Annotated in this window: 26 protein-coding genes and 1 other RNA gene; 5 read left to right on the plus strand and 22 right to left on the minus strand. The window is 71.7% G+C overall.

Annotation, left to right across the window (positions count from 1 at the left end; translation table 11 throughout):
- Positions 1–32 precede the first annotated feature (32 nt).
- The 8 genes from ACZ69I_RS33200 to ACZ69I_RS33235 all read right to left on the minus strand — a co-directional run bounded on the left by ACZ69I_RS33200 (position 33) and on the right by ACZ69I_RS33235 (position 7,167).
- Positions 33–824, minus strand: coding sequence for an anti-sigma factor family protein (locus ACZ69I_RS33200; protein WP_470836299.1), 792 nt, complete (start codon positions 822–824; stop codon positions 33–35).
- Positions 821–1,402: a sigma-70 family RNA polymerase sigma factor gene (locus ACZ69I_RS33205; protein WP_470836301.1), complete on the minus strand. Its 582-nt coding sequence runs from the start codon at positions 1,400–1,402 to the stop codon at positions 821–823. The genes ACZ69I_RS33200 and ACZ69I_RS33205 overlap by 4 nt, the downstream gene beginning before the upstream one ends.
- Positions 1,403–1,556: 154 nt before the next feature.
- Positions 1,557–2,150 (minus strand): CGNR zinc finger domain-containing protein, encoded by a 594-nt coding sequence (locus ACZ69I_RS33210; RefSeq protein ID WP_470836302.1) that lies wholly within the window; start codon positions 2,148–2,150, stop codon positions 1,557–1,559.
- A 147-nt stretch (positions 2,151–2,297) separates the two neighbouring features.
- Positions 2,298–3,455: a uroporphyrinogen-III synthase gene (locus ACZ69I_RS33215; protein ID WP_470836304.1), complete on the minus strand. Its 1,158-nt coding sequence runs from the start codon at positions 3,453–3,455 to the stop codon at positions 2,298–2,300.
- Positions 3,456–3,626: 171 nt separating this feature from the next.
- Entirely contained in the window at positions 3,627–4,967 is a 1,341-nt protein-coding gene (locus tag ACZ69I_RS33220; RefSeq protein WP_470836393.1) for a nitrate/nitrite transporter, read from the minus strand.
- Positions 4,968–5,159: 192 nt separating this feature from the next.
- Positions 5,160–5,870 (minus strand): contact-dependent growth inhibition system immunity protein, encoded by a 711-nt coding sequence (locus tag ACZ69I_RS33225; protein ID WP_470836305.1) that lies wholly within the window; start codon positions 5,868–5,870, stop codon positions 5,160–5,162.
- 35 nt (positions 5,871–5,905) lie between these two features.
- Complete coding sequence (locus tag ACZ69I_RS33230) at positions 5,906–6,559, minus strand: hypothetical protein (protein ID WP_470836306.1); 654 nt, start codon at positions 6,557–6,559, stop codon at positions 5,906–5,908.
- A gap of 53 nt (positions 6,560–6,612) precedes the next feature.
- Entirely contained in the window at positions 6,613–7,167 is a 555-nt protein-coding gene (locus tag ACZ69I_RS33235) for a MarR family winged helix-turn-helix transcriptional regulator (protein ID WP_470836307.1), read from the minus strand.
- Between the two features lie 142 nt (positions 7,168–7,309).
- Between ACZ69I_RS33235 and ACZ69I_RS33240 the strand changes: the two genes are divergently transcribed.
- Complete coding sequence (locus ACZ69I_RS33240) at positions 7,310–8,287, plus strand: EamA family transporter (RefSeq protein ID WP_470836308.1); 978 nt, start codon at positions 7,310–7,312, stop codon at positions 8,285–8,287.
- Between the two features lie 56 nt (positions 8,288–8,343).
- Entirely contained in the window at positions 8,344–8,988 is a 645-nt protein-coding gene (locus tag ACZ69I_RS33245) for an NAD(P)-dependent oxidoreductase (RefSeq protein ID WP_470836309.1), read from the plus strand.
- Here the strand turns inward: ACZ69I_RS33245 and ACZ69I_RS33250 are convergent.
- Entirely contained in the window at positions 8,972–9,445 is a 474-nt protein-coding gene (locus ACZ69I_RS33250) for an ATP-binding protein (protein ID WP_470836311.1), read from the minus strand. The genes ACZ69I_RS33245 and ACZ69I_RS33250 overlap by 17 nt on opposite strands.
- Before the next feature lie 229 nt (positions 9,446–9,674).
- Between ACZ69I_RS33250 and ACZ69I_RS33255 the strand changes: the two genes are divergently transcribed.
- Both ACZ69I_RS33255 and ACZ69I_RS33260 read left to right on the plus strand, forming a co-directional pair.
- Positions 9,675–10,526 (plus strand): helix-turn-helix domain-containing protein, encoded by an 852-nt coding sequence (locus ACZ69I_RS33255; RefSeq protein ID WP_467670022.1) that lies wholly within the window; start codon positions 9,675–9,677, stop codon positions 10,524–10,526.
- A gap of 21 nt (positions 10,527–10,547) precedes the next feature.
- Entirely contained in the window at positions 10,548–10,745 is a 198-nt protein-coding gene (locus tag ACZ69I_RS33260) for a DUF397 domain-containing protein (protein WP_470836394.1), read from the plus strand.
- On the opposite strand, the gene ACZ69I_RS33265 is transcribed toward ACZ69I_RS33260, so the two are convergent.
- The 7 genes from ACZ69I_RS33265 to ACZ69I_RS33295 form a co-directional block, all read right to left on the minus strand.
- Positions 10,742–11,797 (minus strand): hypothetical protein, encoded by a 1,056-nt coding sequence (locus ACZ69I_RS33265; RefSeq protein ID WP_470836312.1) that lies wholly within the window; start codon positions 11,795–11,797, stop codon positions 10,742–10,744. The two genes, ACZ69I_RS33260 and ACZ69I_RS33265, sit on opposite strands and share 4 nt — an antisense overlap.
- Positions 11,794–12,462, minus strand: a complete 669-nt coding sequence (locus tag ACZ69I_RS33270; RefSeq protein WP_470836314.1) for a hypothetical protein — start codon at positions 12,460–12,462, stop codon at positions 11,794–11,796. The genes ACZ69I_RS33265 and ACZ69I_RS33270 overlap by 4 nt, the downstream gene beginning before the upstream one ends.
- 151 nt (positions 12,463–12,613) lie before the next feature.
- Positions 12,614–13,210: a hypothetical protein gene (locus ACZ69I_RS33275; protein WP_470836315.1), complete on the minus strand. Its 597-nt coding sequence runs from the start codon at positions 13,208–13,210 to the stop codon at positions 12,614–12,616.
- Positions 13,211–13,660: 450 nt separating this feature from the next.
- Positions 13,661–14,929 carry an acyltransferase family protein gene (locus ACZ69I_RS33280; RefSeq protein WP_470836317.1) on the minus strand — a complete coding sequence of 423 codons (1,269 nt, stop codon included), beginning with the start codon at positions 14,927–14,929 and terminating at the stop codon, positions 13,661–13,663.
- The gene (locus tag ACZ69I_RS33285; protein WP_470836395.1) at positions 14,926–17,127 is read right to left on the minus strand and encodes a glycosyltransferase; all 2,202 of its coding nucleotides are present in this window, start codon (positions 17,125–17,127) and stop codon (positions 14,926–14,928) included. The genes ACZ69I_RS33280 and ACZ69I_RS33285 overlap by 4 nt, the downstream gene beginning before the upstream one ends.
- A gap of 158 nt (positions 17,128–17,285) precedes the next feature.
- Positions 17,286–18,008: a hypothetical protein gene (locus tag ACZ69I_RS33290; RefSeq protein WP_470836319.1), complete on the minus strand. Its 723-nt coding sequence runs from the start codon at positions 18,006–18,008 to the stop codon at positions 17,286–17,288.
- A 208-nt stretch (positions 18,009–18,216) separates the two neighbouring features.
- Positions 18,217–19,212, minus strand: coding sequence for a LysR family transcriptional regulator (locus ACZ69I_RS33295; RefSeq protein ID WP_470836320.1), 996 nt, complete (start codon positions 19,210–19,212; stop codon positions 18,217–18,219).
- A gap of 83 nt (positions 19,213–19,295) precedes the next feature.
- Between ACZ69I_RS33295 and ACZ69I_RS33300 the strand changes: the two genes are divergently transcribed.
- A complete protein-coding gene (locus ACZ69I_RS33300; RefSeq protein ID WP_470836321.1) occupies positions 19,296–20,591 on the plus strand; it encodes an MFS transporter in 1,296 nt (431 codons plus the stop codon).
- On the opposite strand, the gene dacB is transcribed toward ACZ69I_RS33300, so the two are convergent.
- The 6 genes from dacB to ACZ69I_RS33330 form a co-directional block, all read right to left on the minus strand.
- Positions 20,512–22,107 carry a D-alanyl-D-alanine carboxypeptidase/D-alanyl-D-alanine endopeptidase gene (gene dacB, locus ACZ69I_RS33305; RefSeq protein WP_470836322.1) on the minus strand — a complete coding sequence of 532 codons (1,596 nt, stop codon included), beginning with the start codon at positions 22,105–22,107 and terminating at the stop codon, positions 20,512–20,514. The two genes, ACZ69I_RS33300 and dacB, sit on opposite strands and share 80 nt — an antisense overlap.
- 81 nt (positions 22,108–22,188) lie before the next feature.
- Positions 22,189–22,977 (minus strand): collagen-like domain-containing protein, encoded by a 789-nt coding sequence (locus ACZ69I_RS33310; RefSeq protein WP_470836323.1) that lies wholly within the window; start codon positions 22,975–22,977, stop codon positions 22,189–22,191.
- Positions 22,974–23,246: a hypothetical protein gene (locus ACZ69I_RS33315; protein WP_467670044.1), complete on the minus strand. Its 273-nt coding sequence runs from the start codon at positions 23,244–23,246 to the stop codon at positions 22,974–22,976. Before ACZ69I_RS33315 ends, ACZ69I_RS33310 begins: the two co-directional genes overlap by 4 nt.
- Positions 23,247–23,462: 216 nt before the next feature.
- Positions 23,463–23,832: a transfer-messenger RNA gene (ssrA, locus tag ACZ69I_RS33320) on the minus strand.
- A 112-nt stretch (positions 23,833–23,944) separates the two neighbouring features.
- Positions 23,945–24,466: an SsrA-binding protein SmpB gene (smpB, locus tag ACZ69I_RS33325; protein ID WP_384255002.1), complete on the minus strand. Its 522-nt coding sequence runs from the start codon at positions 24,464–24,466 to the stop codon at positions 23,945–23,947.
- Positions 24,467–24,484: 18 nt separating this feature from the next.
- Positions 24,485–25,651, minus strand: coding sequence for a S41 family peptidase (locus tag ACZ69I_RS33330; RefSeq protein ID WP_467670047.1), 1,167 nt, complete (start codon positions 25,649–25,651; stop codon positions 24,485–24,487).
- Positions 25,652–25,719: the final 68 nt, after the last annotated feature.

A 25,719-nucleotide genomic window follows, 5' to 3' on the forward strand; every position in this document is an offset into this window, starting at 1 on the left:
GAAAGGGGCCCCTCCTGTGCACTTGTCGTGCGCTACACGTCCACCTCGACCAGGCGCTTGCCGTCGAACGTGGTCACCTCGAAGTGGTCGATGTCGTTGCGGTCCATGGCGGCGCCCCCGTGGACGTACAGCGGGCCGCGCGCCCATTTGTTCGGGCTGTCCTTGATGCCGTACCCCCACGCGGGCACCGACCAGCTGGTGACCGTCTCCTTCTCGCCGTCCTTGCCGACCGCGACCAGCGAGCACTTGAGCGGGCCCTTGACGTTCTTCAGCTCCAGGACGGCGTGCGTGCCCCACGCCTTCTCCTCCGTGCCGACCGTGGCGCTGACCTCGGTCGACGGGTCCGTGGCGCGCGACTTGCGCGTCATGTGGTGGAAGAAGGCGTCCTCGGCGGGGCTGGTGGGGTGCGGGTCGGCCACCGCGTCCTTCGAGCCGCCGCCGTCGCCGGTCAGCGCGAGGACGGTGAACGGGCCGCCGACGATCAGTACGGCCGCCGCCGCGACCAGGTACAGGCCGCGCCTGCGCCTGCGCTCCCGGTGGCCCGCCACCTCGTCGGCGAGGCGTTCGGCGAGGCGGGGGCCCGGCCGGGCGCCGAGCGGCTCGGCGGGCGCCGGTACGCCGGGCGGGCCCGCCGCGAGCGCCGCGAGCATCGGTTCCATGCCGGAGAACTCCTCCAGCCGGTGCCGGCAGGTGCCGCACCCGGTGAGGTGTTCCTCGAACCGCACGGCGTCCGCCCGGTCCAGGATTCCGAGGGCGTAGGCGCCGACGGTCTCGTGGAGTTCGTCGTCCCGGCGCGCGTCGTGGTGGCCGTGGGCCCCGGTCATGTCGTCACCCCCCGCTCCTCCAGCGCCAGCTTCATCGAGCGAAGGGCGTAGAACACCCGTGAACGCACCGTCCCGCTGGGTATGCCCAGCGTCCGGGCCGCCTCATTGACCGTACGCCCTTTGAAATAGGTTTCGACAAGTACCTCCCGGTGCGCGGGAGTCAGGTCCTCCAGTGCGTCCGAGAGAGTCATCAGCCACAGCGCCCTGTCGATCTCGTCCTCCGCGGGAATGACCTCCAGTGGCGACGGGTCGACCTCCTGCGGCCGGGCCTGCCGGCTGCGGTGGCCGTCGATGACGATGCGCCGTGCGACCGTCACCAGCCAGGGGCGTACCGAACCGGTCGCCCTGTTGAGCTGACCGGCGTTCTTCCAGGCACGGATGAGCGTCTCCTGCACGACGTCCTCGGCGCGCTGCCGGTCGCCCGCCACCAGCCGGAGCACGTAGGCGAGAAGGGGCCCCGCGTGCTCGCGGTAGAGGGCGCGCATCAGCTCCTCGTCCGGGCCAGGGGGCCGGCCGAGGCGATGCCGGTGCGGCTGTGGGCGCTCATCGGCCACGGCGGAATCCTTGCGCACGCGCACCTCCGGTGTCCGCGCTTTGGCGCGGTCGGGCGGGTCTCACGTCGGAGGTACGTACGAGGAGCGACGGGCGTTCAACGCCCGCGTACGTTCCTGATCGCGAGGCCGCCCGCCCCGCCCGCCCCGCCCGCCCCGCCCGTCTCGCCCGGGGCCCCGCTCACGTACGGGCGAGCGCGGCCCTGCGGCGGTGTCTGGCCACCCGTTCGCGGTTGCCGCACACCTCGCTGGAGCACCAGCGGCGACGGCGGCCGCGGGAGGTGTCGAGGTAGACGAGGGGGCAGTTGTCGCCCTCGCACTGGCGCAGCAGGGCGCGGGCCACCGGGTCGGTGAGCAGGTCGACGGCGTCCCGGGCGACGGCGGCCACGAGCCCCGCGCAGCCTGGGTCGCCGCGCAGCACGCGGACCAGGGTGCCGTCGGGGGCGCGCACCGCGCAGGGGGCCGGGGGTGCGGCGGCCGCCAGGGCGTTGACGCGGTCGAGCGCGGCGGCGGCGACGGCGGTCCGGCTCCCGATCTCGCCGTGCACCAACTGGGCGACGTGGCCGCGCAGTTCACGGAAGGCCGCGAGCCACTGCGGGCCCGCGCCCGGCAGCGGGGCACCTGGCGGGACGAGGCCCGCGCCCGCGAGCCAGGCACGCAGTCTCTCCACGGAGTAGAGCCGTTCCACGGGATGGTTCGTCGCCACGAGGTCCAGGCAGCTCCGCCCGGAGTCGAATCGCAGCTCGTACGGGGCCGGGGCCGTGCCCAACGCCATGCGTCTGTCACCGCCTTGGGGGTCACCGGTGAGGGAATGCCGTTGCGTACCCCTACAGTGCCCTTCCCCGGGCGGGTCCGGAACCCGGCGTACCAGGTTGCCCGCAGAAGCGTTCCCCCGCGGGGCGCGAACCCGCGCACTTCGGGCTCATTGCGCGTACTTCGACCCCGTCGCCGGGTCGATCGCGAGCCGGTAGCCCCGCTTGACGACCGTCTGGATCAGCTTCGGCTGCCCGAGCGCCGTACGCAGGCGGGCCATCGCGGACTCCACCGCGTGCTCGTCGCGCCCCGCGCCCGGCAGCGCGCGCAGCAGCTCTGCGCGGGCCACCACCCAGCCGGGCCGCCGGGCGAGGGCGTTCAGCAGCGCCATGCCCGCGGGCGGTACGGCGCGCACATCGCCGTCGACCAGGACGGCCTGGCCGCGGATCTCCACGCGATGCCCGCCGACGGCCAACACCCTTGCGCGGGAAGGGAGTTCCTTGCACAGCACCTGGACTAGCGGGCCGAGCCGGAAGCGTTCGGGCTGCACGGTGTCCACGCCGAGGGACTGCAGCGGCAGCGCGGTGACGGGACCCACGCAGGCGACGAGCACGTCGTGGTGCAGGGCGGCGAGCAGCTCGGCCGTCATGCCCCGCTCCTCGGCGCGGGCGAGCAGCGACGCGGCGGCGGGCGCGCTGGTGAACGTGAGCGCGTCGACACCGCGCCCGACGGCCGCGTCGAGGAGCCGGTCCACGGGGGTGAGGTCCTCCGGCGGCAGCCACCGGTAGACGGGCACCAGGACGACCTCCGCTCCCCCGGCCCGCAGCGCCTCGACGAAGCCGGGCAGCGGCTCGCCGTGCAGCTGCAGGGCGACGCGCCGCCCCGCGACGCCCTCGCCGAGCAGCCGGTCGAGCACCTCCGCCATGGACTCGGAGGAGGGCGACCAGTCCTCGGTGAGCCCCGCGGCCCGCACGGCGCCCTTCACCTTCGGTCCGCGGGCGAGCAGTTCGACCCCGCGCAGACACTGGATCAGGGCCTCCCCGCACCCCCAGCCGTCGGCGGCCTCGACCCAGCCGCGGAACCCGATGGCGGTGGTGGCGACCACGACGTCCGGCGCGTGGTCGATCAACTCCTTGGTGGCGTCGAGGAGTTCACTGTCGTCGGCGAGCTGCACGATGCGCAGCGCGGGGGCGTGCAACACGGCGGCGCCGCGCCGTTGGAGCAGCGTGCCGAGCTCGTCGGCGCGCCGGGCCGCGGTCACGCCGACGGTGAAGCCGGCGAGGGGAGGGGCGTCGCCGGCCGGGGTGTTCGCTGAGGTGTCGTGCATAGCTCTGTCTCGTCTCGTCCCGCTCGTGGCTCTCGTCCTGCTCGTGGCTTCCGTTCCGCTCGTGGCTCGGGGTGCTCGTGGGCGGCGGACGACCGAGCCTGTCAACGGCGCGTGACGGTCCCGGTTCGCTCCGATGTCCGCCGTGTTACGTCACGTCTCGGCCGTGCCGTGTCACACCTCGGCGTAGCTGAGCTGCGGCTTCTCCTCGGGGTCGGTGGCTCCGGCCGTACGGGCGGCAGCTCCCCGAAGGTATACGGCCCAGGTGACGAGGGAGCACACCCCGTAGAAGAGGAGGAAGGCGACGTAGGCCCCCGTGCCGGAGCCGACCGTACGGAAGGACTGCCGCAGGGCGAGGTTGATGCCGAGCCCACCGAGCCCGCCGACGGCCCCGATCAGCCCCATCGCCGCCCCGGAGAGCCGCCGCCCGTACGCCGCGGCCGCCTCCCCCCCGAGCCCCTTGGCCTCGGCCTTCGTCTGGAAGATCCCGGGGATCATCTTGTACGTCGATCCGTTGCCGAGCCCGGTGAGCACGAACAGCGCGACGAACGCGCCGACGAACAGCGGCAGGGACTCCCGCACGGACGCGACGACGACCACGCCGGTCGCGGCGCCCATCCCGACGAAGTTCCCCAGCGTGATGCGCGCCCCGCCGAACCGGTCGGCGAGCCGCCCGCCGACGGGCCGGATCAGCGAGCCGAGCAGCGGCCCGACGAAGGTCAGCTGGGCGGCCTCCAGGGGCGTGCGCCCGAACTGCGTCTGCAGGACGAGGCCGAAGGCGAAGCCGTACCCGATGAACGACCCGAACGTCCCCACGTACAGGAACGACATGATCCACGTGTGCGGGTCGCGGACCGCCGCCCTGACCGCCCCCGTGTCGTTGCGGACGGACGAGATGCTGTCCATGAAGAGGAAGGCGCAGACGGCGGAGACGAGGACGAGCGGGATGTAGATGCCGAGCACGAGGCGCGGCCCGCCGCCCGCGCCGATGACGGCGAGCCCCACGAGCTGCACCACGGGCACGCCGATGTTGCCGCCCCCGGCGTTGAGCCCGAGGGCCCACCCCTTCTGCCGCAGCGGGAAGAAGGAGTTGATGTTGGTCATGCTGGAGGCGAAGTTGCCGCCACCGATGCCGGTGAGCAGCGCACACGCCATGAAGGTGCCGTACGACGTCCCCGGCTCCATGACGACGAAGGCGGCGACGGTCGGCAGGAGCAGCAGGGAGGCGGCGATGACGGTCCAGTTGCGCCCTCCGAACCGCGCCACGGCGAAGGTGTACGGGACGCGGACGACGGCCCCGACGAGGGTCGCCATCGACACGAGGAAGAACTTCCCGGCGGCGTCGATCCCGTACTCCGGCCCCATGAACAGGACCATCACCGACCACAGGCTCCACACGGAGAACCCGACGTGCTCGGACAGCACGGAGAACACCAGGTTCCGCCGCGCGACCCGCTCCCCGCCCTCCTCCTTCCAGAACCTCTCGTCCTCCGGTTCCCACCGCTCGATCCACATCACGCGCCTCCAGAGCTCGCCCCGGCCGCCCCACAACGACGACCCCACGCCTCCCGAAGCTAGACACCCCGCATTTCCACCTCGTGGCCTCCGGTGACCGTGGGGGAACGTTGCTCTCACTTGGGGTGGGGTGGGGTGGTGAGGGGCGGGCCGGTTACCCGGGGAGGGCGGGGAGGAGGCGAGGGTCGCGTTTCACGCCCGGCCCTCCCACTCCCCCACCTTGAGCCGGAGCCGGTCCTCGATGCGCCGCATCCACTCCCAGGAGGTCATGTCCGGCGGCGCGAGCAACCCGCAGCCCATCCCGGACAAGGCCTCCTCCAACCCCTCGTCGGTCGGAGCGACGGACCGGAGCGCCTCGATGTCGCGCAACATCGCGCGAGCGTATTCGGGCTGCTCACCCACGAAGTAGCCGTCCACCACAGCATCGCGGTCCGGAAAGAAGTCGAGGCAGTCCGGGTGAAACCCGCCGCTCATCAACCGACTGATGGCCACATACCGGTTCTTCCACTCCCATCTGGACTCCGGGGACGCGGCATCGGCGCGCTCGCCGTCCGCGACGAACGCACGAAGGTGCGGCAACATCAGCCCGAAGAACTCATCGGGATCCTTGCCGTCCGAGGGCCTGAGCCGCTCCGGCGGGACGCCCGCGTCATCGAGCGCGTCGAACACCTCGTCGACGGGCCCCAACTGCAGCAGAAGCTCGATCTCGGCCATCACCCGCCCGGCCCGGCCAGGGTGAAGAGCCGCCACACGCAGATAGGACCGCATGGCACGGGAAGGAACCTCGGCCGTGTCCAGGTCGCCCGGCGGCATCAGCTCCCCGTCACGGGAGTGGTTCGCGACCTGCGTCGACACATAGGCACGCAGGAGTTCGGGGAGCTCGACAAACTTGGTGACAGCCATGGCGGCGAGCGTCGCCACCACGGCGCCCTTCCGGCTCACGGTCGGCACCGCGCGCTGCCCATCTCCGACGTGCTGTTGGTGAGCTGCCACACGCCGTCGGCGGTCTTGCGCAGACGGTCGTTGTAGAGGATGTACGAGTCCGTGCTGGCCGGCGTGACGTGCTTCTTCCCGGTCTTGCGGTCCTTCGTGAAGCCTTTGGACTCGTCCGAGCAGTACGTGAGGCCGGCCGAGCCGTCCTTGCTGAACTTGACCTTGCGGTCGGTGAAGCGCACCGTTCCCGCCAGTGTCAGGTCGGACTTGATGAAGTTGCCGGACCACTCGATCGTCCCGAGCAGCCCCGACCCCTTGCTGTAGAACCGCACAGCGTCCGACTTCGGATCCTGCTTCTCGATCGACTCGACGATGGCCCGCCAGTACTCCGCGTTGTCGCGCAGCACCGCGTCGGCCTTGGCGTCACCCGCCGTCTCGGGAGCGAATACCAGGTCGACGTCCTTCGGTACGGAGATCTTGGGCCGATCGATCCCGTCGGGCGAGGCCGAGGGGGACTTCTCGGCTTCATCCCCCGAGCCGGCGCCCGCGATCTTGTCGTTGTCTTCGGAACCACTGCCTCCCCCTCCGCAGGCAGAGAGGGAGAAGACCGCCGCAGCGGTCAGGGCGGCCGCTGCGGACAGGGCAGGTCGGCGGTTCACGGTCGGCTCCTGTGGGGCGAAGGTTCTCCGGAGCGCACCAAGCTACCCATGACTCACCCCAGATGCGTGTCCCCCAGCGACACCAGCAGCCGACGCAACGCCCCGTCGAGCGCCGCGCGCTCCTCCGAGGTCAGCGCCGCCAGCATGTGGTCCTCGTTCGCCACGTGGTCGACCACCGCGCGGTCGACCAGGTCCTTGCCCTCCTCGGTGAGGCGGACGCGGATGGCGCGGCGGTCGTCGGGGTCGGGGCGGCGTTGGATCAGGCCCTTGCGTTCCAGCTTGTCGAGGCGGTTGGTGATGGCCCCGGAGGTCACCATCGCCGTCTTGAGCAGACCGCCCGCGGTCAGTTCGTGCGGGGCGCCGACCCGGCGGAGCGTGGCGAGGACGTCGAACTCCGGGAACTCCAGGCCGTACTCGACGAAGACCCGCTTCATGCCCTTGCTCAGCAGGTGGTCGGCGCGCTTGATGCGGCCCACCAGGGCCATCGCGTCCAGGTGCGCGAGGTCCAGGTCGGGGCGTTCGCGGCGCCATTGCGCGCGCAGTTCGTCGATGGCGTCGGCTCCCCCCGCCTCCACGCCCTCCTGGTCGGCGGCTTCCTGAGCGGCCATGCGCTTCCTCCTCCTGCACCGGAGCCGGATCCCCTCCCGCAATCTCTCAACGTTCAGATACTTGACGTTCACAGACCCAGGGCTCATATTTATCTCAACGTTGAGAATAACAGCGTTCAGGGGAACGACGAGGGGGAACATCATGTCCATCACCAGCGCTCACCGCCCGACCGCCACCGGAAGCCACTCGGCCCCGGCCCCGGCCCCGGCACAGGCCTCGACACCGGCACCCCGCCCCTCCGCCAAGGCCGCCGCCGGCATCGCCGCCCTCGCCGCCATCGGCCCCGCCACCTGGGGCACCACCTACGTCACCACCACCGAACTCCTGCCCCCCGACCGGCCGTTGCTCGCCGCCGCCCTGCGCGCCCTGCCCGCCGGGCTCATCCTCCTCGCCCTCACCCGGCGCCTGCCGCGCGGCGACTGGTGGTGGAAAGCGGCCGTGCTCGGCGTGCTCAACTTCGGCGCCTTCTTCCCGCTCGTCTTCTTCGGCGCCTACCACCTGCCCGGCGGCGTCGCCTCGACGATCAGCGCGGTCATGCCGCTCCTCGTGGCGGGCTTCGGGGTCGGCGTACTGAAGGTGCGCCCCACCCGCCGTACGTTGATCGCGGGGTTCGTCGGCGTCGCGGGCGTCGCCCTCCTCGTCCTGCGCGGCAGCGCGGTGGTCGACCTCGCGGGAATCGTGGCGATGCTGACGGCCACCACGCTGATGGCCTTCGCCGTGGTGCTCAGCAAGCGGTGGGGCCGCCCCGAGGGCGTCTCGCTACTGGCCCTGACCGGGTGGCAGTTGACCGCGGGCGGCCTCATCCTGGCCCCCGTCGCCCTCACCGCCGAGGGCCTGCCCGACCACTTCACCGGCTCCAACATCGCCGGATACGCCTACCTCGGCATCATCGGCACGGCCCTCGCGTACGCCCTGTGGTTCCGCGGCATCGAACGCCTCCCCGCGTCCTCGCTCTCCTTCCTCGGCCTGACCAACCCGGTGGTCGCCACGCTCGCGGGCCTGCTGCTCCTGGGCCAGACCCTGACCGTGTGGCAGCTCGTCGGCCTGGCCCTGGTGCTGGCAAGCGTGCTCCTCGGCCAGGCCAAGGCCTCCGGTCCCCGGAAGCCCAAGTCGAGCTGACGCCCCCTCCTCACGCACCCACGACCCCGAGAACCGCTATCCCAAGGAGCACTCCCATGCGCATCACCGTCTTCGGAGCAGCAGGAAACACCGGCAGCCGCATCGTCACCGAAGCCCTCTCCCGGGGCCACGAGGTGACCGCCGTCGTCCGCGACGCCGCCCGCTTCACGCAGCTGCACCCCGACGCGGCACACCGCACGGGCGACGCGGCGAACCCGTACGAGGTAAGGGAGTTGAGCGCGCAACAGGACCTGGTGGTCAACGCCACGAGACCGGCCCCGGGCCGCGAGGACGACCACGCCGCCGTGTCCCGGGCGCTGTTCGAGGGCCTGGCGGGCACGGGCGTCCGCCTGCTGGTGGTCGGCGGTGCGGGCAGCCTCACGGTGCCCGGCGCGGAGGGGGTCCTCGCGATCGACGACCCGCGCTTCGTGCCCGCGGCCTGGCGTCACATCGCCGAGGCGTCCAACGCCCAGTACGACGCGGTGCGCACGACGGAGACGGACGTGGACTGGACGTACGTGAGCCCGGCGGCGCGCTTCGAACCCGGCGTACGCACCGGCACGTACCGCCTCTCCAAGGACGAGCTGCTGGTGGACGCGGACGGCAACTCGGCGATCTCCATGGAGGACTTCGCGGTGGCGCTCCTGGACGAGGCGGAGCACCCCGCCCACCACCGCGCACGATTCACGGTCGGCTACTGATCCCTCTGCGGTCCAGCTCGAACCACAGCAACTTGCCGCCCCGGCCGGTGAGTTCATGCCCGAGCAGCCACCCGCCCCACGAGTCGGCACACTCGCATACGAGATACAGCCCCCGCCCGCCACCGGCACCCTCCGGAGCGGGCGGCGCCGTTGGGCCCCCGAAGGCTCCGGGCGGCTTGTCGAAGGGGGCGGGAATGTGGGAACTGGTGTCCCACACCCCCACGCGGAGCCGCCCCGCCCGCACGGACCGCAGTCGCAGCGAGGCGGGCCCTTGGGTGTGCCGGTAGGCATTGGTGACCAGCTCGGACGTCAACAGCTCCGCTACGTCGCCGAGTTCGGCCATACCGTGCCCGGCGAGGGCCGCGCGCAGGGTCATCCGGGCGACGCGCGGGGCGCGGGGATCGTGGGGCAGGTGAAGCGCGTAGGACCAGCCTTCGGGTGGGGTTACGGTGACCATGGATGGCTCCTGGGAGGAAGGGGATTCGGTCCGCTCGACGCAGTTGTCGCCATGCGGTGGCAATGCCACGGATGTGGTGCGCTTCCGCCAGACGGTTTTGCGAGTTGAGCGGTACGAGATTCACCGTAGGGCGAAGAGTTAGATACTTCTAACTAAACTCCCCAGATGTATCCGTACTTCACTCATGTGAGGGACCGAGAAGCCGCAACGCGCCGCGAGAGGACGCCACTTGCCACCCACCAGCAGCCCCACACTGCGCCAGCGCCGCCTCGGAGCCGAGCTGCGCAAGCTCCGCGAGCGGGCCGGACTGACCGCAACGCAGGCAGCCGTCCGCCTCGGCGTCAACCAAGCCCGCGTCAGCATGATCGAGACCGGCCGAACACCCATCAGCGCCGACCGCGTCCGCGCCACGGCGCGTGCCTACGACTGCTCCGACCTGCCCCTCGTCGATGCCCTGGCCGCCATGACGGGCCGCCGGACCCGCGGCTGGTGGGACGACTACCGAGAGCATCTCCCCGTGGGCCTGATCGACCTCGCCGAGCTGGAGCATCACGCGTCGGCGCTGCGAGTCGCCCTGGTCGTCCACATCCCGGCCTTGCTCCAGACGACCGCCCACGCTCGGGCGCTCTTCAACGAGGCAGTTCCGCCGTTGCGGCAGCACGAGATCGAACACCGTGTCACCCACCGCATCAAACGGCAGGCCATCCTCCACCGAGAGGTCCCGCCCCCGTACCGAGCAGTCATCCACGAGTCCGCCATGCACATGGGATACGGCGGAGCCTCCACCGTGCGGGACCAGCTCCACCACATCCTGGAGATGAGCGAGCTCGAACACGTCACCGTGCGCGTTCTCCCGTTCGGCCGGGGCTCCTTTCCCGGCACGGGGCAGCCCATCGACTACCTCAGTGGCCCCGTGCCACAGCTCGATACAGTCCAGCTGGACGCGCACCACGGCTGCGAGTTCCTCGACGCCGAAGCACAGTTGGAGAAGTACCGCTTCGTGATTGCCCGCATGGAGGAGAGCGCGCTGGGGCCCGCCGAGTCCCGCGACCTCATCCACCGCATCGCCCAGGACACCTGAGAGGCACCAGTCATGCCGGAGATGCCCACCCCGCCCTGGCAGAAGTCCACGTTCAGTCCCGACTCCTCGAACTGCGTATACGTGGCGGCCCCCGCCCCCACCACGATCCACCTCCGCGAAAGCGACACCCCGGAGACCATCCTCGTCACAGCCCCCGCACCCCTGCACGCCCTGATACGGACGCTGAAGGCAGCCCAACAGCCAAGGCCTAAACGCTAAGCGCGCGGACTCCGATTGACCGACTGCACCTCTCGCACCAGCACATCCTGACCCGCACCGAATTCCCCGGCAGGCAGGTCTCCGCCCTCTCCCGCCGTGCTCGTCCAGCTCACCTTCCACGTGAGGGTGGCCCGGAGTTCGTACGGGCCGTCGCCCGAGGACCGCAGGTACCGGACCCCGCACGGCGGATCCGTGTCCGCGGGCGTGCCCTTGGCGCGGGGCCTGCCGATGTGGCCGTTCTCGATGGGGCACTCGCCGGAGGCCGGGTACGTCTCGGCATCCCCCGTGCCCGGTTCGATCGTCAGGGAGACCGGCTCGGCGGTGGTCGTGGCGGAGAGGTCCGTCCCCGGCAGGCTCGCGGTCACCGAGACCTTCTTGAACCTGGCCTTGTCCAGCCACACCCACGTCGGCAGGTTGACCTTCGTCTCGCCCTCGGGCGCCATCTCGATCTCGGTGTCGGGGACCGGGAGTTGACCGTACGCGTACTCGGCGAGGATCTTGGGAGTGACCGCGAGCCGCTCCTTCGGCGGCTCGCCGTTCGGCACCCAGAACGGGAGCTTGTCGCAGGCCTTGGCGCTCGGCTCGTCCTTGCGCTTCTCGTCCACGGCCGCCGCCCAGAACCGTCCGTCACCCTGCTTGTCGAGGTTGTAGTCCTTGTAGGGGTGGCCTTCCTTGAAGTACGAGTCGAAGACCCCACCCACGAAGTCGCCGATCCCGAAGACCTTCATCTGACGGATCGCCTTGACCGTGGCCTCGATCTGCTTCGGGGTGTACGCGGGCTCGTACCAGCAGGCGGGCGGGTCCCAGTTGCTGTTGGCGGGCGTGAGCGTGCCGGTCTTCGCGGAGTGCGGGCTGCCTTCGACCGTTGTCTGGATCTTGGTCTCGACGCCTAGGTTCTTGCCTTGGCGAGTGCCCTGCGAATGCTGCTCGCGCCCGACGTCGCCGCCGCCGACGGTGTCGCCGCCTCCGGCGTAGGCGGTCGCGGGGATCAGGGCCACAGCCACCGCGAGGCCGGGAGCGATCCAGTGGGACGACGGCTTCCGAGCCCTCACGGCGTGCACTTCTTGGACGCCGTCGTGGACGTGACGGAATCGGTCTGCCACACACCCTTGCCGTTCTTCTTCACACGGGTGTTGACGAAGGCGTAGTCGCTCGCGGAAGGCGCGATCGACCTGTCCACCTTGCCGGTCTTCAGATCCTTGGGGTACGTCTTGGTGCCGTCCTTGCAGTACGACACCGCTGCGACACCGTCCTTGAGGAAGGTGACCTGACGGTCGTAGTACCGAATGGTCCCGACGAAGGTCTTCTTCTTCTCCTGGAAGCCCTGGATGTACTCCGCCGACGAGATCAGGCCGTCGCCCGCCGCGTAGAACTTCAGCGCCGGATGATCCTTGGCCTGAACAGTGACCGCCTCGATCAGTGAGTCCACCCACCGCTCGTTGTCCGCCAGCACGGCGTCCTTCTTCGGGTCTCCGGTCTTGCCACCCTCGAAGACGTTCTGCACGCCCTTGGGCAACCTGATCTCCGGACGGTCGACCCCGTCGTCGGACGCCTTCCCGGACGGCGACCCGCTCGCCTTGTCACCCGAATCCGAGTCCGCACCCGCGATCTTGTCGCTGCCCTTGGCGTCTCCGTCACTCCCTCCGCAGGCCGAGAGCGAGAGGACCGCAGCGGCAGCCAGGGCGGTCGCTGCGAGCAAGGTGGGGCGGCGGTTCACGGTCAGCTCCTGTGGGGGAAGGTGCAAGTCAGTGCATGGAGGGGATGGGGTGAACCAAGCTATCCATGAGGGCTGTGCCATGCCAACGGCGGGTTCACCGGGCCGTACGGTGAGTGGCCAGGACCGCGCCCAGCCACCCCCCGCTCGACCGTTACGCCCCCGCCAGCTTCCAGATCACCGGCTTGCCGTCCTCCTTCTCGGCCCAGTGGACCTCAAGGGACTTGGAGCCCGCCGGCACCAGGTACGTCTCGCAGAGGACGTGGGTCTCGCCCGTCTTCCAGCCCTCGAGCTCCAGCTCGTCCTCGCAGCCCGGCGCGTCCTCGGCGGCGCCGATGAGGAGGCCGCCGCGGGTGCCGTCCGCGTAGATCTCCGTCGTCTCCGCCACGTCCGGGGTGTCCTTGAGCGGGGCGCCGGCCTTGTGTGTGATCTTCATGTGGGCGGTCGCCACGACCAGGCCCTTCGCCTTCTTGGGGTCCGAGACCAGCTTCTTGGTCTCCGCCTCCGTGCCCACGTCGACCTTCTGGGCGGCGACGTCGTACGTGACGGTCGCGTCGCCCTCCTTCACCTTGCCCGTGGTGGTCTCGCCGACCTTCAGCGTGGTGGGCTCGGCCGGCTTGTTCTGGGACTTGGGGGCGTCCGCCTTCTTGTCGTCCGACTTCTTGTCGTCACCGCCACCGCAAGCGGTGAGCGCGAGCGCCAGTACGGCGAGGGGGGCGGCGACGCGCAGCGCGGTCTTCCTGTAAAGCAAAGAGATCTCCTGGCAGAGGTGGGTCCGCCGCCCGGCTCATGGTGGGGTCGCGAGCGGCAGGGAGAGCCGTCAGCTTAGGAGTTGACTACAGGAGGCGTCGAGATCATTACGGACCATCAACGACAGCTAGCTTGCAATCGCAACTATTTGCTTGGTGGGGGCGGCAACCCCGTCAGGGACGGCGGGTTTCACGAACGGTGATGTTCGCTCAAGCGAACGATGTTGCCTGTGGTGTCGCTGTGGCCCGTGTGTGCCGAGCGGTCAACGCCCGGCTTTAGTGCGGCATTTCAGCCCATTGCGATCACCTGCCCGTACGTAACAGTCGCACAACGCATTGATCCGGTCACCGGCTCGTTCCCGGTCACCGGCTCGTTCCCGGTCACCGGCTCGTTCCCGGGCACCGGCTCGTTCCCGGTCACCGGCTCGTTCCCGGTCACCGGCTCGATCCGGTCAGCGGCGCCGCCCGCGCGGCCTCCGCTCCGGGCCCGTCGGCCACAGCCTCGGCTTCCGTTTCGCCGCCAGGTCCTCGACCCAGCCCACGGCCGCCACCATCAGGGCGATCAACGGCCAGACCAGCACGGTCATCCACAGCATGTACGTGGAGTCGAGCGCCGCGCTCCAGCGTTCGTCCTCCATGAGGGGTAGGTCGTACGCCATGTCGATGATCGGCACCGTCGCCATGATGAGGAGGTTGTGCCAGAGGTAGATCGTGACCGCGCGGTTGTTGGAGAGCGTGACCAGCCGGTCCCACTTCGCGAGCCGTCCCGGCAACTCCCGCCACGACGGGGCGTACTGGAGCAGGATGACCACGAAGCCGAACGACCACGTCGCCTGCGCCGGCGGGATGTCGTTCAGGTCCCAGCCGTCCGGGCCCGGATGGCCCGACGCCCACCACAGGCCGAACGCCATGACGAGGGCCGCCGCCGACACCGCCAGGTAGCGGGGCACCCGCGCCAGCACGCCCTCTTGATGCGCGAAGCCCAGGATCCAACAGCTGCCGTAGACCGCGAAGTCCGAGACCGCGTCGCCCGCCTCGCCGGGGATCGTGACGACACCGGTGCCGAGCATCGCCGTCAGCGCCAGCGGTGCGAGCAGCGTCGCCCACGGGAGCCTGCGGAACGCCCACAGCAGCAGGGGGGACGCGATGACGAACCACAGGTACGCGCGGATGTACCAGAGCGGGCCCACCGCCTGGTCCGCCCAGGTGGCCTCCAGGAGGCCCGTCGCGTCGCCCACGTGCCACGGGTAGGGCGGAGCGCCCACCGGGACGAGGTAGTTCAGGAGCGACAACAGGCCCCAGGTGCCCCCGTGGTCGGGGTCGTCGGAGACGTTCCAGCCGCCCGCGAAGAGCAGGAGGAGCGCCACCGCGCCGAACACCCACATGGGCGGCAGGAGGCGGCGGACGCGGCCGAGCACCACCTCCCGCGCCGGGCGCTTCAGCGAACGCGCCATCAGCGAACCCGCCAGCGCGAACATCACGCCCATGGAGGGGAAGAGGATCGTCAGCCAGGCCCAGCCGAAGAGGTGGTACAGGACGACGCGGACGAGCGCGAGGGAGCGGAGCAGGTCGAGGTAGCGGTCGCGGCCGCCCGGCTGCTTGCCGGGCGCGGCCGAAGGCGGCGGGGCCGGAGCGGGTTCCGGCACCAATACATCTTCCGGTACCCGTACAGGTACAGGCTCCGGTACGGGTACATGCCCCGGTACATGGCCACGGCTCATCCGACCGGCCTCCGCTCGTGCCCGCCCGACCGCTGTCGCGGAATGGAGACGGGCGCCGCCACCGCCCCCGTACGCCGCAGCTTCTGCCAGCGGAGCCGGCCGCCGGTGAGCGCGGTGATCCAGGACTGCAGCAGCACGACGTACATCAACTGCCGGTAGAGGATCTGCTGGAGGGGCAGCGCGATCAGGTGGGTCGGTCGTTCGCGGTCCAGGCGGAACGCCCACGCCGCGCAGGCCGCCTGCACCCCGAGCACGCCGAGCCACGCGGCGACGGTCTTCCCGGTGGGGCCGAAGACCAGGCCGTAGAGGAGGAAGACGTCGATCAGCGGGGCCAGGAGCGGGGCGAGGACCATGAACAGCGACACCAGCGGAAGGCCCACCCGGCCGAAGCGGCCGGAGGGACCGGACTCGACGACCGCCCCGCGGTGCTTCCAGATCGCCTGCATCGTGCCGTACGACCAGCGGTAGCGCTGGGACCAGAGCTGCTGGACCGACTCCGGGGCCTCGGTCCAGGCGCGCGCCCGCTCGGCGTACACGACCCGCCAGCCGTCGCGGTGCAGCGCCATGGTGATGTCGGTGTCCTCGGCGAGCGTGTCGTCGCTCATGCCGCCGACCCGCTCCAGGGCGGTGCGCCGGAACGCGCCGACCGCGCCCGGGATGGTCGGCATGCAGCGCAGCACGTCGTACATCCGGCGGTCGAGGTTGAAGCCCATCACGTACTCGATGTGCTGCCAGGCGCCGATGAGGGTGTCGCGGTTGCCGACCTTCGCGTTGCCCGCGACGGCGCCCACGCGCGGGTCGCCGAAGGGCTGCACGAGCTCGCGGACGGTGCACGGTTCGAAGACGGTGTCGCCGTCCATCATCACGATGATGTCGTGCCGGGCGTTGGCCAGGCCGCGGTTGAGGGCGGCGGGCTTGCCCGCGTTCTGCTGGCGTACGACGCGTACGTCCGGCAGGCACAGCCCCTCCACGAGGAGCGCCGTGCCGTCCGACGAGCCGTCGTCGACGACGATGACCTCGACGGGGTGGTCGCCCGCCGTCAGCGAACGGACCGTCGCCTCCACGCACTTGGCCTCGTTGTAGGCCGGGACCAGGACCGAGACCGGCTCGGTGACCGGCGGACCCCAGCGGAAGTCCGGCGCGCGCACCCGGCGCGCGTGCACCGCCGAGAGCAGCAGCATCAGCCCGAAGCGGGTGAGGACCAGTACGCCGATGACGACGAGTGCCACGACGAGCGCGTCGGTGAGGTGCTCGGACGCGCCGACCAGGACGACCCAGGCCTTTCCCTTCCACAGCTCGACGCCGGTCACCGGGGTGTGCGCGCTCGGTGCGCCCAGGGCGCCGGTCAGGTGGGTGAACTCGTAACCGCGCTCGCGCAGTTCGGGAAGGAAGCGGTCGAGCGCGGCGACGGTCTGGGAGCGGTCGCCGCCGGAGTCGTGCATGAGGACGACGGCGCCCGCGCCGTCCCGGGGCGTGGCCCTGCGGACGATCGCCTTGACGCCGGGGCGCTTCCAGTCCTCGCTGTCGGTGTCGTTGACGACGGTGAGGTAGCCGCGGCTGCCCACGTACTTGGTGACTGGATACGACATGTCGTCCAGGGCGTCCGCGAAGGACGAGTACGGCGGGCGGAAGAGCGAGGTCCGGATGCCTGCCGCGCCCGCGAGGGCGAGCTGGCTCTGCGACAGTTCCCGGTCGATGCGGCCGGTGGACTGGTAGGAGAGGTCGGGGTGGTTGAACGTGTGGAGGCCGACCTCGTGCCCCTCGTCCACCATGCGCCGGACGAGGTCGGGATAGCGCGAGGCCATGGTGCCGGTGACGAAGAAGACGGCGTGGGCGTGGTGCTCCGCGAGGACGTCGAGGATCCTGGGCGTCCACTTCGGGTCGGGGCCGTCGTCGAAGGTCAGCACGAGCCGGTGGTCGGGCACGCTCAGCGTGGCCTCCCGGCCGCCCCGGGTGTCGATGACCGGGCCGCCCTCCAGGATCTTGCGCGGTACGTGGTCGGTGGGCGCGGGCGGCCTGACGCGGTGGTCGGCGAGGATCTCGCTGTGCACGTACCCGCGCAGCATCAGCATCGCGAGCAGCGCGACGAGCAGCAGGGAGGGCAGCAGGTAGCGCAGGGGCAGGCGACGGCGGTTGCGGCGGGTCGTCGCGCGGGGTGGGGCGGGTGCGGCGGGCGAAGGCCGCGGCGGGCCGGGCATACCGGGCGGGCCGGGCGCGCCGACGGGTGCTCCCCCGTGCTGCCCGGAGCGGTGGCGATGAGCCGCGCGGGAGGGCTGCGTACGGCGGCTCTGGGCACGGCGGCCCCGCGCGGCGCCCTTCCGGAAGCGGTCCGCCCAGCCCCCGGTGGTACGGGAGTTCATCGCTGTACGCCCCCCGAGGACGACCCGGTACCCGGGGCCGCGGCGGGAGGCGTATAGCCGGCGGGAACCTCGCTGCCGCTGCCTCCGCCAGCCGTGCCGCCCCCGCCACCGCCGTTGGCCCCGGGCGCCGGGGAGCCCGGCCCCGGGGGTGGGTCCACGGGCGGGGAGGCCGGTTCGGTCGGGGCGGGGTGCGGGCCCGCGGTGCCGCCGGTCGGGGCCGGGGCGGGGGCGCCGCCCGTCGGGTCCGGGCCGGGGGCGGGCTCGGTGTCGCGGTCCGCGGCGTCGGGTCCCGGCCGCGCGCCGGTCGGGCCGCCGTCCTCGGCACGGGAGGGGGCGGGCCCGACGCCGACGCCGAGTTCGGGCGCCGTGCCGGAGTCGTCCGTCGCCTCGGCCGGTGGGGGCACCCGGCCCGGGGCGGGCGGACCGGCCGGAGCCGCCGAGCGGCCGGGCGGCGTGTCCACCGTGCTCGCGGGCCTGTCGTCCCCGGGGCCTGGCATGGGCAGCCAGGGCGCGCTGGAGTTGCCGGAGAACAGCGTGCCGACGATGACCGCCGCGTACACCGCGCAGACGAGGCCGACGATCACGCCGAACCGGCGGTACCTGCGGCCGCGCCGGCCCGTCGCGTCGACGAAGACCGGGCCGTCGGCCGCGCTCTCCCGGCCGACTTCGGCGGACAGGTCCGCCAGTTGTCGCCCCAGGCCGTCGATCTGAACGGTCACCTCGTTCGGATCATGGGTATCTCCTGGCCGGGCAGCTTCTCGCCACGTTTCCATGCGCACGTACAAACCCCCACGTAACCGACTCGGGGTGCGCGTGCGGCCACGAATGCCCGCTGTCCGGACCGGGCCCCCACCCGAGCCGAGCGCTCCCCCCTGTGCCACTGCACTGAGCCATGTGTACGCGCCGGAGTCGGAGTGTGCTTATCAGTCAGGCTCGGCTCATCATGATGAGTGAATCTGCGGCGGGAACCCACGCGTGCGCGGGCATCTCCAACCACCCTTCCTCGGCCGCGAGCGCCGCGGCCGCCGCCCGCAAGGCGGTGATACCCGGATGAACAAGGCCTTTTCGCCACACCAGCGACACCGGTGAGAGCGGCACGGGGTCGGTCAGCGGCCGCAGCTCCGCTCCCGGCATGGCCGGAAAGTCCACCACCGCCAGGACCGGATTGCGGCTCTTCGCCATGACCCGTTCGAACTCCTCGACACCGACGGCGAGCGGCGCGGGTGGCGCGATGCCGATGCCGCGCCCCTCGAAGAGCCGACGCGCGAGGTCGGTCCACTCGGGCGTCCTGGGGTTGCCCGCGCCCGCGTACACGGTCTCGCCCGCGAGCGCGTCGAGCGGCACCGCGTCGAGCTCCGCCAGCGGGTGCCCGGACGGCAGCAGTACGGCCATCGGCTCGTACCGCACGGGCTGTTGGGAGAGCCCCGCCCGCAACCCGGGTCCGAGCCCCGCGAACCGCCCGAAGGAGGCGTCGAGCCGCCCGGCCACCATCTCGGCCGCCGCGCCGGTGAGCCCGCTCTCGAAACGGGCCATCAGCTCGCACTCCGGGGCGAGTTCGCGGGCCCGTTCCAGGACGCGCCCGAAGACCAGGCCCGGACTGTTCACGTCGACGAGCAGCGGCCGCGCGGGGCCGGTGACGGCGTCGGCCAGGTCGTCCTGGGCCGCCAGGACCCGGCGCACGTACGGCAGCAGCCGCTCGCCGTCGGCGGTCAGCGTGACCTGCCGGGTCGTACGGGCGAAGAGCTCCGTACCCAACTCCCGTTCCAGGCGCCGCACATCGCGGCTCAGCGCCTGCTGGGCGACGTACAGCCGGGCGGCCGCGCGGGTGAAGTGCAGCTCCTCCGCGACCGCCACGAAGGCGCGCAGCAGCCGGGGATCCACGTCTCGGCGCACGCCACCGCGTACGACTGGTTCTGCGGTCATCGCAGGAACCTACAACGCACGTGCGTGAATCGGCGTCCAGAAGGTGTTGGACCCCGCGGATCTCCCCCGGCGAGGCTGGCCCCATGCCCAGCGACACCCCGGCCCGCCCACGCCGTCCCCTCCCCCGCGTCCGCCTCCCCCGCACCCCCTACGCCCGCCTCTTCGCGATACCCGGCGCCACCGCCTTCACCGTCGGCAACCTCGTCGCGCGCCTGCCCATGGGCATGTTCAGCGTGAGCGCCGTCATCATGATCTCCGGGGCGCGCGGTTCGTACGCCCTGGCCGGTGCCGTCACCGCCACCGGACTCGCGGCGACCGCCGTCGTCGCGCCCTGGACGGCGCGGCTCGTCGACCGGCACGGCCAGGCGCGCGTCGCCGTCCCCGCCACCCTCGTCGCCGCCCTCGGGTCGCTCTCGCTGCTGCTGTGCGTGCGCTGCGGAGCGCCCGACTGGACGCTCTTCGCGTCGTACGCCGCCACGGCCACCACCCCCAACACGGGAGGCATGTCCCGGGCCCGCTGGGCCCACCTCCTCAAGGACGACGCGCGGGCCGTGCACACCGCCAACTCCTTCGAGCAGGCCGCCGACGAGCTCTGCTTCATGCTCGGCCCGGTCCTCGCGGCCTTCCTCTGCGGCGCGCTCTTCCCCCAGGCCGGCACCCTGACGGGCGTGATCCTGCTGGTCACCGGCGTGCTCGTGTTCGCCGCCCAGCGCGCGACGGAACCCCCGCCCCGGCCCCGTACGAGCACGTCCGCACAGGTGAGATCGCCCCTTCGCGCGCGCGGGATGCCCGCCCTCCTCGCCGCCTTCCTCGCCACCGGAGCGGTCTTCGGCTCCCTCGAAGTCGTCACCATCGCCTACGCGGACGCCCAGGGCCACAAGGCGGCCGCGGGAGCCGTCCTCGCCCTCCAGGCCGCGGGGTCCTGCGCCGCGGGCCTCATCTACGGAGCGGTGACACCGCGCGGGCCCCTCGGCCGGCGCCACCTCCTGTGCGCCGCCGCGATGGCGGCCCTGATGACGCTGCCCCTGCTCTCCGTAGTGACGACCGACTCGCTGATCGCCCTCTCCGGAGCGCTGCTCGTCGCGGGGATGGCGACGGCGCCCACGATGGTCACCGGCATGACGCTCGTCCAGCGCCGCACCCCCGAGGGGCGGTTGAACGAGGGCATGACCCTCGCCGTGACCGGCCTCCTCGGGGGCATCGCGTGCGGCGCGGCGGGCGGCGGCTGGGCGGTGGAGCACCAGGGCGCCGCCGCGGGTTACGGGGTGCCGGTCGCCGCCGCCTGCTGCGCCCTGCTGCTCAGCAGCGCACAGGCTTGCGCCACGAGCACTCCAGGTCGCCGCCGTCCCGCTCGGCCGCACGCGTCGAACGCGGCGTGACCGGGACGGCCCTGTCCTCGGTCGAGGAGGCGAGGGTCACCACGATCGCGTCCTCCAGCGCCTTCACGGACGACGGCAGGTAGTTGTTCAGGATGATGCTGAAGACCAGCTCCCGGCCGTCCTTGTCCTTGACGTACCCGGACAGCGCGGACGCCCCCGTCAACGTACCCGTCTTGGCATGGACGTTGAGGGCCGCCGGAGTCCCGCACATCCGCGACCGCAGCGTGCCGCCGGTGAACTTGTCCGGGGCGCACGCGACCGGCAGGGACGCGTACCAGTCGGCGAACCACGGCTCGCCCCGCACCGCCCGCAGCAGCGTGATGTACTGCCCGGCCGCCACGTTGTCCTTGCGCGAGAGCCCGGAGCCGTCGACCTGGCGGATCCTGCCCGGGTCGACGCCCGCCGTCTTCAGGTACCCGCCGATCGCGGTGAGACCGTCGCCCCAACTCCCGGGCCTGCCGGTCGCCTTGTGCCCCATGGCCTTGGTGAGGCTCTCCGCGTGCATGTTGTTGGAGAGCTTCATGAACGGGACCATGAGGTCCTTGAGCTTCATCGAGTCGTGCGAGGCCAGCCGCCGGGCGCCCCTCGGCGTGGCGGTCCCGGTCCTGGTCGGGCCGCTCACCCGCACGCCGTGCGCGGCGAGGGCGTCGCGGAAGACGGCGGCCGCGTATCCGGTGGGCTCCCAGACGGTCACCCACTCCTTGGTGGTGGCCCCGCCGACGGGGACGGTGCCGCTGACGGTGATCGTGTTCTTGCCGTGCTGCCGCTCCACGGCGACGGTGTCGGCGCCGCCCCCGGCGACCGTGGTCGCCCGCAGGTCGATGTCCACGTAGCGGGTCCTCGGCGTCACGCTCACGCGCGGCTTGTCGCCGGGCCGCGCCCCGGGCGCCACCTCGACGATGACCGTCCCGGTGTCGTAGTCCGTGTCGGGCGCGACACTCAGGGCGCTGATCTGCGCCGCGTAGTACGAGGACTCGTCGTCGCCGCCCCACGTGTCGCCGATGCGCCGGTCGTCGAAGCGGGTGTCGTCGGCGACGAGGCGCCCCGCGACGCGCCGGATCCCCGAGTCGGCGACCTTCGCGGCGAGTTGGTCGTAGTCCTTGGCGAGCGTCGTCGGGTCGCCGGTGCCGCGCAGGTACAGATCGCCCCGGAGCGTCCCGCCGCGCCGGGGCCCGTCGGAGAGGACGTCGGTGGTGAAGCGGTGGTCGGGGCCGAGGAGTTCCATGGCCGCCGCCGAGGTGAGCAGCTTGGTGTTGGAGGCGGGCATCAGGCGCCCGCTGGAGCGGTGCTGGTACAGGACGTCGCCCGACGCGGAGTCGGCGACGACGACACTGGCCGCGCCGCCCTCCATGCGCGGGTCGCCGAGGATGGTGTCGATGGCTTCGGGCAGTCCCGAACGGTCGGAGTCGGCCCCGGCCGGGGAGCCTGCGGAGAGGCCGGCCGCCGCGACGGCGAGCACGGCGGGCCAGATCCAGTGGCGCATGCGGGTGTGGACGCGTCTCACGGGTCTCTTCATGACCCTGGAGCATCCCCGACTCGGGCGCCGTGCGACAGACCCCGCTCCGGGCGGCGGCCCGCGGGTCTCCGGCCGGCCGGGTCAGTGGTCGGGTTCGTGCAGACGGCGGCGCTGCGGCGGCAGGGCGGCGAGCAGGGTCAGGGCGGGGCCGGGGGCGGACGGCCCCCCGCCGGTGCGGCGGCAGACCACGGCGTCGGGGTCGGCCGGCGACTGCTGGAGGGCGTAGCCCTCGGGACAGACGGGCCCCGGGGCACCCCTCTCGCCCCTGGGCCCCTGCTCGCCGCGCGGGCCTGTCGCGCCGTCCCTGCCCACAGCCCCCTCCACGCCCTGCGGACCCACCGGCCCCGCCGCGCCCACCGGCCCCTGCTCGCCGCTCCTGCCCTCGGCGCCCGCGGCGCCCGGCTCCCCCTGCTCTCCGGCGACGCCCGGTTCGCCCTGACCCCCCTGAGCCCCGCGCGGACCCTGTGCGCCCCGTTCTCCCGGCTCGCCCTGCTCGCCGCGCGGCCCCTGCTGTCCGCCGGTCCCCCGGGCATCCTTCGCCCCGGGCCTGCCGTCCGTACCGTCCGCGCCGGGCGATCCGGCGGGCACCCGCACCCGGGACAGCAGGTCGTCGACGGCCTCGGCGGGGTCCGGCACGGCGGGGGTGTCGCCGTGCGCCCTGACCTGGGCGCGCAGGGTGCGCACATCGCGGGCCAGGGTCGAGACGGCCTCGCCGCGCCGGTCCGCCTCCACCGCGAACCGGTCGGCGCGGCGGTCGCCCGCGTCGATGCGGGCCCACAGGATCGCCGCGACGCCGGAGAGCGCGAGCAGCACACAGACCAGGAACACGGTGCGCCAGCGGGGGGCCAAGAGTCGCTCGAGCTGGGTCACGGCGTGCCTCCGAGCCGTTGGTTGTCGATGAGCAGCCGGGCGATCTCACTCTGGTCGTGGGCGTGCAGGGCGCTCAACTCGGCTAATTTCGCGTCCCGTTCCGCGACCTGGCGCTCCAGCCTGTCCCGCTCGATCTGGAGTTTCTCCGTCAGACTGGAGAAACCCGTCAGCGCGTTCTCCCCGCGTTTTCCGAGATACGCCACCACTGCCGCGCCCAGGACGCCCAGGCTCGCGAGAAGGGAGCCGAAGAGAGTGACGTTGGCATCCAAGCGACGGTCTCCTGCTCCTGCCCTCGGCCCGGGCGCTGTGCCGCAGGGCCGCTGCGATCCTGCACTTGGCAGCAGTAACGAGGCATCTGCCCGGAAGATGTGCCGCTTTTCGACGACCGCTGCCACAGGCTTTCGTCATACCTGGGTTGACCCGTACCCGGACATGGAAAAAGCCCCCTGGCCCGGGGGCCAGAGGGCTTTCGCCTCACATGGGAATTGTGGAGATGGCGGGAATCGAACCCGCGTCCAACGGTGCAGAATCAGGGCTTCTCCGTGTGCAGTTCGCTGCGATTTTCTCGGCCCCGGCGATCACGCGAACAAGTCGCCGACGGGCCCAGTCACTGTTTGATTTCCTTCTAGGCCCCGTGACCGGGTCTAGAAGTTTAGTTCCCTAGCTGATGCCAGGATCCGGGTCGGGAACAGCCCCGGGCTGACACTTCGCAAGTCGCTACTTAGGCAGCGAGGGCGAAGGAATCGCGCTTGGTGTTGGCGATTATTTTTTGCGACATATGGTTTACGAGATCATTGCCGCTTCCTCGACACGCTTCCCCTGCTTCGACATCCGCTGTCGAAACCGATCATCCCCATGTTGATTTTTCAAGGTGGACCTTTCGATCCGGGCGCCCCGTCACCAGCGGGGCAAGACCCATCGTACGTGACCAACGTACGACGGTGCCAGCCCATTCCTGTCGGGCGGGCTAGGCGATGCCCTGCCGGCGGCGCACCTCCGAGATCGCGCGGCTCGTCTCCCTCGTGTCCTGCTTCTCGCGGAGGGTCTGCCGCTTGTCGTACTCCTTCTTGCCCTTGGCCAGCGCGATCTCGACCTTGACCCGGCTGTCCTTGAAGTACAGGGCGAGGGGCACGATCGTGTGACCCGTCTCCTGCGACTTGGACTCCAGCTTGTCGATCTCGGCGCGGTGCAGCAGCAGCTTGCGCTTGCGCGTGGCGGAGTGGTTGGTCCAGGTCCCCTGGACGTACTCCGGGACGTGGATGTTGTGCAGCCACGCCTCGCCGCGGTCGATGTGCACGAAGCCGTCCACCAGGGAGGCCCGGCCCATCCGCAGCGACTTGACCTCGGTGCCCATCAGCACCAGGCCGCACTCGTAGGTGTCCAGGATGTGGTAGTCGTGCCGCGCCTTCTTGTTCTGCGCGACCATCTTCCGGGCGGGGGCCTTCTCAGCGGCCTTCGCGGCCTTGCGCTTTACCTTTTCCTTCGCCATAGTGCGGCCATTTTCGCACTACGAGGGGGGTCCGAGGCCAGTCAATACTGTCTCGGCCCGTTTCTCGGCCCCCGCCTCGGCCTCCAGGTCCGGCTTGATGCCCCGGCCGTCCACCGCGCGGCCCGACGGGGTGCGGTAGTGGCCGACGGTCAGCTCGGCGACGGATCCGTCGGGCAGCCGGCTCGGCATCTGCACCGACCCCTTGCCGAAGGTCCTCGTCCCCACCACGACCGCCCGGCCGCGGTCCTGCAGGGCGCCCGTGAGGAGCTCGGCCGCGCTCATCGTGCCGCCGTCGACGAGCGCGACCACGGGTCTGACCGTGTCACCGCCCCGCGCGGCGTGCAGCGCCTTCTGCTCGCCCCGCACGTCGTACGTGGCGACCAGGCCGCCGTCGACGAGCGCGGACGCGGCGGTGACCGCCTCCGCCACCAGGCCTCCGGAGTTGCCGCGCAGGTCCAGCAGTATCCCGGCGCCCTCGGGAGCCGTGCGCACCGCGTCCCGCACGGCCTCTCCGGAGCCCTTGGTGAACGCCGCGACCTTGATCAGGACGGCCCCGCCCGGCAGCCTGCTGACCGTGACGGGATCCGTGGAGAGGTGGGCCCTGCGCAGCGTCACCCGCCACGCGCGCGTGCGGCGCTCCATGCCGAGGGTCACCGGGGTGCCCGCCCGGTCGCCGCGCAGCAGGGCGAGGACCTCCGTGACGGGCCGGCCGGTGACGCGCTCGCCGTCCACGGAGCGCAGCCGGTCGCCCTCGCGGAGCCCGGCCCGGTCCGCGGGCCCGCCCCGCTGGACCCGGGACACCTCGATGAGCCCGTCGGCCGTGCGCCGGGCCCACAGGCCGACGCCCGTGTACCCGCCGCCGAGGGCCTTCTCGAATTCCTGGTACTCCCCCGAGGAGTAGACCGAGCCCCAGCGGTCCCCGCTGCGGCTGACCGCCTCCTCGGCGGCCTTCTTGCCGGACTTGCCGTCGGCCATGGCCTCGGCGGCCGCGTCCGCGGCCTCCTCGGCGGTGCCGGAGCGCACGGCGGGAGGTGGCGCGTTCCCGCCCTCGTCCGCCGCGTCGCTCCAGGAGCCGGTGGCGGCTCCGGTGGCGAGGACGCTCACGAAGACCAATGTCAGGGTCGCCCCGCGGCGGATGCGGCGGGGCGAGGAGAACCGGCCGGTGAACCGGTCGAGGCCTGACATGACGGTGAGTCTAGGACAACGAAGGGCGCCGTACGGCGGGTTGAACCGCACGGCGCCCTGACACGCTG

It is taken from the genome of Streptomyces sp. NPDC036815 (assembly GCF_055609205.1).

Coding starts and splice junctions, on each gene's coding strand:
- ACZ69I_RS33240 (WP_470836308.1), top strand. CDS start 7,310: ATGTCCATCACCAGCGCTCACCGCCCGACCGCCACCGGAAGCCACTCG.
- ACZ69I_RS33260 (WP_470836394.1), top strand. CDS start 10,548: ATGCCCACCCCGCCCTGGCAGAAGTCCACGTTCAGTCCCGACTCCTCG.
- smpB (WP_384255002.1), bottom strand. CDS start 24,466: ATGGCGAAGGAAAAGGTAAAGCGCAAGGCCGCGAAGGCCGCTGAGAAG.
- ACZ69I_RS33280 (WP_470836317.1), bottom strand. CDS start 14,929: ATGAGCCGTGGCCATGTACCGGGGCATGTACCCGTACCGGAGCCTGTA.
- ACZ69I_RS33225 (WP_470836305.1), bottom strand. CDS start 5,870: ATGGCTGTCACCAAGTTTGTCGAGCTCCCCGAACTCCTGCGTGCCTAT.
- ACZ69I_RS33250 (WP_470836311.1), bottom strand. CDS start 9,445: ATGGTCACCGTAACCCCACCCGAAGGCTGGTCCTACGCGCTTCACCTG.
- ACZ69I_RS33210 (WP_470836302.1), bottom strand. CDS start 2,150: ATGGCGTTGGGCACGGCCCCGGCCCCGTACGAGCTGCGATTCGACTCC.
- ACZ69I_RS33245 (WP_470836309.1), top strand. CDS start 8,344: ATGCGCATCACCGTCTTCGGAGCAGCAGGAAACACCGGCAGCCGCATC.
- ACZ69I_RS33285 (WP_470836395.1), bottom strand. CDS start 17,127: ATGCCCGGCCCGCCGCGGCCTTCGCCCGCCGCACCCGCCCCACCCCGC.
- ACZ69I_RS33200 (WP_470836299.1), bottom strand. CDS start 824: ATGACCGGGGCCCACGGCCACCACGACGCGCGCCGGGACGACGAACTC.
- ACZ69I_RS33295 (WP_470836320.1), bottom strand. CDS start 19,212: ATGACCGCAGAACCAGTCGTACGCGGTGGCGTGCGCCGAGACGTGGAT.
- ACZ69I_RS33235 (WP_470836307.1), bottom strand. CDS start 7,167: ATGGCCGCTCAGGAAGCCGCCGACCAGGAGGGCGTGGAGGCGGGGGGA.
- dacB (WP_470836322.1), bottom strand. CDS start 22,107: ATGAAGAGACCCGTGAGACGCGTCCACACCCGCATGCGCCACTGGATC.
- ACZ69I_RS33215 (WP_470836304.1), bottom strand. CDS start 3,455: ATGCACGACACCTCAGCGAACACCCCGGCCGGCGACGCCCCTCCCCTC.
- ACZ69I_RS33330 (WP_467670047.1), bottom strand. CDS start 25,651: ATGTCAGGCCTCGACCGGTTCACCGGCCGGTTCTCCTCGCCCCGCCGC.
- ACZ69I_RS33300 (WP_470836321.1), top strand. CDS start 19,296: ATGCCCAGCGACACCCCGGCCCGCCCACGCCGTCCCCTCCCCCGCGTC.
- ACZ69I_RS33220 (WP_470836393.1), bottom strand. CDS start 4,967: ATGTGGATCGAGCGGTGGGAACCGGAGGACGAGAGGTTCTGGAAGGAG.